This is a genomic window from Luedemannella flava (genome assembly GCF_039528515.1).
Classification (GTDB): domain Bacteria; phylum Actinomycetota; class Actinomycetes; order Mycobacteriales; family Micromonosporaceae; genus Luedemannella; species Luedemannella flava.
Map to the genome: position 1 here is coordinate 1 of NZ_BAAALT010000173.1, position 3,666 is coordinate 3,666.

Below are 3,666 nucleotides of genomic sequence, written 5' to 3' on the forward strand. Positions count from 1 at the left end.
GGCGGTGGCGCGGGACTGGGCGGCGGTGTGGCCGGCGGCGCCGTGGCGGCGGGCGGTGCGGTTCCCGCGCCGGGCGCGAGCATCAGGCCGGCGTTGCCGGACCGGTCCGGCGCCCGCCGTTTGCCCTTCGGCCGGCGGAAGCCGTTGTCGGCCGGCGCGTCGCGCAGCGGGACCTCGCGCAGGGCGAGGCAGAGCACGAAGGCGAGCACCAGCATCGCGGCGCCGACCACGAACGCGACGTCCATGGCCTGCGCGAAGCCGACCTGGAAGGGCCGGGCCAGCCGCGCGTCGAGCGCGGTGAGGAACGACGAGTCGTCGAGGACACCGGCGAGGTTGCCGTCCGCGTCGCCGCCCCGGGCGAGCGCGTCGAGCACCGGCCGGTTCGCCGGGTCGGCCGCGACCGCGGGGTCGGCGAGGGCCTGCTGGAACGGTTCGGAGCCGGCCGCCTCCGCGAGCCGGTCGCCGATACGCGGGCCGACCGTGGCGAACATGAGCGAGACGAAGACCGCGGTGCCGAGCGTCCCGCCGACCTGCCGGAAGAACGTGGCGCTGGCCGTGGCGACCCCGATGTCGGCGGGCGGCACGGCGTTCTGCGCGGCGAGGATGAGCGTCTGCAGGCACCCGCCGAGCCCGAGCCCGAACAGCACCATGTACGCGGCCGTCACGGCGTACGGGGTGTCCACGTCGAGCGTGGCCAGCAGCAGCATCGACACGATCATGAGCGCCGTGCCCACCACCGGGAAGGCCTTGTACCGGCCCGTGCGCGCCGTCGCCTGTCCACTCGCGACGGACGCCACCATGATCCCGACGACCAGGGGCACGAGCTGCAGCCCCGCCTCGGTGGCGGACGCGCCCCGCACGAGCTGCAGGTACTGCGGCAGCAGCGCGAACGCGCCGAACATGCCGGCGCCCAGCACGATCCCGGCGAGCGACGTCACCCGCACCACCGGGTCGCGGAACAGTCGCAGCGGCAGCAGCGCGTCGGCGCCGGCCCGTTTCTCGGCAACGAGGAACGCGACCACGCCGGCGGTGCCCAGAAGGAAGCAGAGCAGGGAGCGGCCGGAGCCCCAGCCCCACTCCTGTCCCTGCTCGGCGACGATGAGCAGCGGCACGAGCCCGGCCGTCAGCGTGGCCGCGCCGGCCCAGTCGACGCGCTGCTCGCGCCGGACGTGCGGCAGCTTCAGCAGGCGCGCGACGACGACCAGCGCGACCGCGCCGATCGGCAGGTTCACCAGGAAGACCCACCGCCAGCCGGTGATACCGAGGATCGTCGCGTGGCCGGCGAGGAAGCCGCCGACGACGGGGCCGAGCACGCTGGACGTGCCGAAGACGGCGAGGAAGTACCCCTGGTAGCGGGCGCGCTGGCGGGCCGGGACCAGGTCGCCGACGATCGCGAAGGCGAGCGTGAACAGCCCGCCGGCGCCGACGCCCTGCACCGCGCGGTAGGCCGCCAGTTCGCCCATCGACTGGGCGAACGCGCAGGCCAGCGACCCGACGAGGAAGATCCCGATGGCCGCGACGAAGAAACGCTTGCGGCCGTAGATGTCGGACAGCTTCCCGTACAGCGGGGTGGTGATCGTCGACGTGATGAGGAAGGCGGTGGTGGCCCAGGCCTGCGCCCGCAGGCCCTGCAGGTCGTCCGCGATGGTGCGGATCGCGGTGACCACGATCGTCTGGTCCAGGGCGGCCAGGAACATGCCGAGCGTGAGGCCGACCATCACCGCGACGATCTGTCGGTGCGACAGCGGCGCGGCGGTCGGTGCCGCGGTCTCGGGTGCGAGCGAGGAAGTCATCGTTAACATCTCAATCCGGGAGAACTGGTACGCACCGTACAGTCCGTACTCGGATGAGTTTTTGGGTTTTCTGTCCTTTTAGTACTTATAGGGACATGACCTGCGGCAACTACTCCGACGCCGTCGGCGAGTCGGCCGGCAGGCGCAGCTGCCACGCGGCCGGCACGAGCCGCCACGTGCGCGCCGTGACCGGGCCGCTGAGCTCGCCGTCCGCGTTGACCCAGAACGGATCCCCGGCCACCGCGACCTCGCGCCCGGTGAGCTGCCGGACGTCCTCGCGCGCCGGATGCGCCCCGCGCCGCAACGCCCACGCGTAGCCGACCCGCGCCAGCGGCCCCGTGGCGAACGACACCGTCACGTCGACGCGGCCGTCCACCGGGCTCGCGTCCGGGCCGAGCAGCGCGGTGCCGCCGGCGATGCTGGGCGCGTTCGACAGGCCCACCATGAGCACGCGCCGCCGCCCGCTCGCCACGCGGACCCCGTCGACCCGCACGCGCAGCCGCCAGCCCTTCGCCCGGAAGCCGGCCAGCACCGCGCCGATAGGGAACGCGGCGATCTTCAGCCACGGCTTGAGGGGACGTGCCGCCAGCGCGGCCTCGGCCCCGGCGCCCACGTGCACGGCGTTGACGACCACGCCGTCCGCGTCGTCGACGATCAGATCCAGTGGCGTCACCACGCCGCTGACCAGTGCGTGCGCGGCCGCCACCGGGTCCAGCGGGATGCCCACGCCGCGCGCGAAGTCGTTGCCGGTGCCCAGCGGGATCAGGCCGACCACGCAGTCCGCCGCCTCGCCGCGCTGCCACAACCGCCGCAACGTGGTGTGCAACGACCCGTCGCCGCCGACCACGACCAACGTCCGGCCGGACCGCGAGTCAAGTGCCCGTTCGAGGTCGTCGGCGCTCGAACAGGTGACGCGCTCGACGCGCCCGGCTGTCGACAGCACATCAACGGCCTGTTGCACGGCGGCAGCCTCGGTACGGCCCGCGAGTTCGTTCGTGAGCACCAGCACAGCCGCCATTGTCCAGGTTTTCTTTTCCGCGTCTATCGGGTAGCTCTTACCTGGTGACCGACGCACGTCCCCTCCTCGCCGGCAGGTACCGGCTCGTCCGCCAGCTCGGTCAGGGCGGCATGGGCCGCATCTGGTTGGCGGTGGACGAGACGCTCAACCGTGACGTGGCGGTGAAGGAGATCGTGCCGCCGCCGGGGCTCACCGAGGCCGACCTCGCTGAGCTGCGTCCGCGTACGCTGCGCGAGGCCAGGTCCGCGGCCCGGCTCAACCACCCCAACGTGGTACGCATCTACGACGTGCTCACCACGGAGACGTACCCCTGGATCGTCATGGAGTACGTGGCGGGCCGGTCGCTCGACGAGGTCGTCAACACCGACGGGCCGCTCACCCCCGCCCAGACCGCCGAGATCGGCCTGGGCGTGCTCGGCGCCCTGGTCGCCGCGCACGCGGCCGGCATCCTGCACCGCGACGTGAAGCCGGCGAACATCCTCATCACCGACGCCGGCCGGGTGGTGCTCACCGACTTCGGCCTGGCCACCATCGCCGGCGACCCGGCCGTCACCCGGACGGGTGTCATCATCGGCTCGCCCGCGTTCATGGCCCCCGAGCGCGTCCGCGACGGCGTCGGGGGCGAGGAGTCGGACCTCTGGTCGCTCGGCACGACGCTGTACTTCGCGGTGGAGGGCCGCTCGCCGTACCTGCGGGCGTCCACTGTGGCCACGATCGCAGCCATCGCCACCGAGGACCCGCCGCCGGCGCGCCGGGCGGGCAAGATCAAGCCCGTACTCGCCGGGTTGCTGCGCCGGGAGCCGGGCGACCGGCCCCCCGCCGACGCCACCGAGCGGCTGCTGCGCAAGGTCGCCG

The 3,666-nt window shown here is 73.3% G+C and carries 3 protein-coding genes; 1 reads left to right on the top strand and 2 read right to left on the bottom strand.

Translation table 11 applies throughout. The annotated features are described in order from the left end of the window. Positions 1-1,793 (bottom strand): MDR family MFS transporter (locus tag ABD211_RS23725; RefSeq protein WP_344136040.1); only part of this gene is annotated, 1,793 nt, incomplete at its 3' end. Between the two features lie 109 nt (positions 1,794-1,902). Further along, the gene (locus ABD211_RS23730) at positions 1,903-2,802 is read right to left on the bottom strand and encodes a diacylglycerol/lipid kinase family protein (protein WP_344136045.1); all 900 of its coding nucleotides are present in this window, start codon (positions 2,800-2,802) and stop codon (positions 1,903-1,905) included. A gap of 53 nt (positions 2,803-2,855) precedes the next feature. On the opposite strand from ABD211_RS23730, the gene ABD211_RS23735 reads away from it, so the two are divergent. Then, positions 2,856-3,666, top strand: an 811-nt coding sequence (locus ABD211_RS23735) for a serine/threonine-protein kinase (protein WP_344136048.1), incomplete at its 3' end; no start/stop codon positions are given.